Source organism: Variovorax sp. 20P10.2.4 (assembly GCF_058244205.1).
In genome coordinates this window covers 1-2,583 of sequence record NZ_JBZAYE010000851.1, presented here as the reverse complement: position 1 = coordinate 2,583, position 2,583 = coordinate 1, and the positions used below count along the sequence as shown (strand labels likewise).

3 protein-coding genes are annotated in these 2,583 nt (G+C 71.5%); all 3 read right to left on the bottom strand.

The window, feature by feature from the left end; genetic code table 11:
• Window positions 1-833 (bottom strand): ABC transporter permease (locus AC27VN_RS38505; RefSeq protein WP_490880069.1); only part of this gene is annotated, 833 nt, incomplete at its 3' end.
• A gap of 43 nt (window positions 834-876) precedes the next feature.
• Entirely contained in the window at window positions 877-1,923 is a 1,047-nt protein-coding gene (locus tag AC27VN_RS38500; protein ID WP_057595618.1) for a Fe(3+) ABC transporter substrate-binding protein, read from the bottom strand.
• A gap of 124 nt (window positions 1,924-2,047) precedes the next feature.
• Window positions 2,048-2,583, bottom strand: a 536-nt coding sequence (locus AC27VN_RS38495; RefSeq protein WP_490880068.1) for a LysR family transcriptional regulator substrate-binding protein, incomplete at its 5' end; no start/stop codon positions are given.

Below are 2,583 nucleotides of genomic sequence, written 5' to 3'. Positions count from 1 at the left end.
TAGCGCTGGTGGCGCCGGCCGTTGCGTTCGAGCCAGACCAGCGCGATCACCATGGCGAGCATGGCGCAGGCGATCTGCGCCGCGCCCGCGAGGTCGGAGCGCGTGATCCAGGTGGTGTAGACGGCCACGGTGAGCGTCTGCACGCCGAGGAATTCGGAAGCGCCGATGTCGTTGAGCGTCTCGAGCAGCGCCAGGCTCAGGCCCACGGCCAGCGCCGGGCGCGCCAGCGGCAGCGCCACGCGGAAGAAGGCGCCGCGCCGGTTCTCGCCGAGCATGCGCGCGGCCTCCATCAGGTGCGCGGGCTGGCTCATGAACATCGCGCGCGCCGTCATGTAGACGTAGGGATAGAGCACGAAGCCGAGCACGAAGACCGCGCCGCCCATCGAGCGCAGGTCGGGCAGGCGGAACTGGCGCGGGCTGTCGTAGCCCAGCAGCCAGCGGATCGCGCCCTGCACCGGGCCGATGGGATGCAGCAGGTCGAGGTAGGCGAAGGCGACGATGTAGGTCGGCATCGCCAGCGGCAGCAGCAGCGCCCAGTGCAGCACGCGCCGCCCCGGGAAGTCGCAGGCCGTGACCAGCCAGGCACAGCCGGTGCCCACGGTCAGCACCAGCAGGCCGACGCCGCCCAGCAGCATGGCCGTGTTGAGCGTGGCCTGCGGCAGCACGTGCGCGAACAGCGATTGCCAGTGCGCGAAGCCCCGGGCGCCAGGCCCGAGCGCGAGCCACAGCAGGGCGAGCACCGGCGCGAGCACGCCGGCCGCCACGAGGAACGCGGCCCCGCGCCACAGCGGGCCCACCGCCTGCAGCGTGCGGGGGGCGCGCGAGGCCCTCATCAGCATGCGGATGCCCTGGAGTCAGGGCACCCGGCGGTGCACCTCACTGGTCGAAGCCGACCTTGTCGACCAGCGCGCTGGCCTGCTTGCGGTACTTGGCGATCTCGGTCAGCGGCAGCGGATCGACCTTCAGCTCGCCGATGGTCTGGCCGATGATCGGGTCGAGCGCGACGCCCTTGCGCACGGGGTATTCGTAGTTGGCGTCGGCATACAGCGACTGGGCCGGCTCGGACACCAGGAACTCGAGCAGCTTGACCGCGTTGGCGCGCTGCGGCGCGTTCTTCGCCACCGCCGCGCCGCTGATGTTGACGTGCGTGCCGCCGCTCTTGGCGAAGGTCGGGCGCACCACCTTGATGGCATCGCCCCACTTGCGCGCGTCGGTGCCTTCCTTGGCGCTCTTCATCTGGCCCACGTAGTAGGAGTTGGCCAGGCCCACGTCGCAGATGCCGCCGAGGATGTCGCGCGCCACGTCGCGGTCGCCGCCGGTGGCCTTGCGCGCCAGGTTGGCCTTCACGCCGCGCAGCCACTGCTCGGCCTTGGCTTCGCCGTCGTGCGCGATCAGCGAGGCCACCAGCGCGGTGTTGTAGGGATGCTGGCCGGCGCGGATGCAGACCTTGCCCTTCCACTTGGGATTGGCGAGGTCCTCGTAGCGGAAATTGGTGAGCGGCTGCGCCTTGTCGGCGTAGAGCACGCGCGCGCGCATCGAGAGCGCGAACCATTGGCCGTCGGCGCCGCGCAGGTTGGCGGGGATCGCCGATTCGAGCGCGGCCGACTTCACGGGCTGCGTGACGCCGCCGTCGACCAGGTCGACCAGGTTGCCGATGTCCACCGTCATCAGCACGTCGGCCGGCGAGCGCGCGCCCTCGGCCTTCACGCGCTCGAGCAGGCCGTCCTTCACGAACACCGTGTTGACCTTGATATTGCTCTGCGCGCTGAAGGCCGCGATCAGCGGCTGGATCAGCGCCGGCTCGCGCGTGGTGTAGAGCGTGAGCTCTTCCGCCGCGTGCGCGGGCAGGGCGGCGAGGGCGAGCCAGGCGCCGGTGGCGCCGATCAGGGCGTGTGCTGCGCGCGCGCCGATGCGTTGGGTCATGACGGGATCCTCCAGGTCGGTGATGTGTTCTCGGGGCAATGCGGCGGCCGGCCTGCGGCGCCGATGCGAACGATTATCAACAGGGATGGGAGGCGCGCGTCGTTTGGACTTACAAGCCGCAGGCCTACTCGCCCGGGCCGCCGCGAGCCTTCGATGCCTGCAGGACCTCGAGCACGAAACGCGTCGGGCCGCCGACGTCGCGGTCGCCGACCGCGAGGCCCAACTGCCGCCACAGCGCCGGGCTCAGCGGCCGGATCGCGATGCGCGGATCGGGCGTGCGCCCGTCCGCTTCCTCGGGCAGCAGGGCCGCGCCGTAGCCCGCGGCCACCAGCGTGCGGATCGCGTCGTTGTAGTTGAGCTCGATGCGCGGCCGGCAATGCACGCCGGCCGCCGAGAACCATTCGGCCGTCTGCCGGTAGAGCCGCGTGGAGGCGTCGTTCATGATCAGCGGCCGCTCGGCCAGCCACTGCGGCGTGAGGCGCTTCGGCGCCTTCCAGGCCGCCGGCAGGAAGGCGAGCACGGCCTCGCGTCGCAGCGGCGTGACATGCACGCCGCGCACCGGCGGCTGCGGCAGTGCCACCACCGCGAGGTCGAGGCTGCCCGCGGCAAGCCGCGCCATGCTGTCGTTGGAGGTCAGCACCTGCACGTTGACCTCGATGC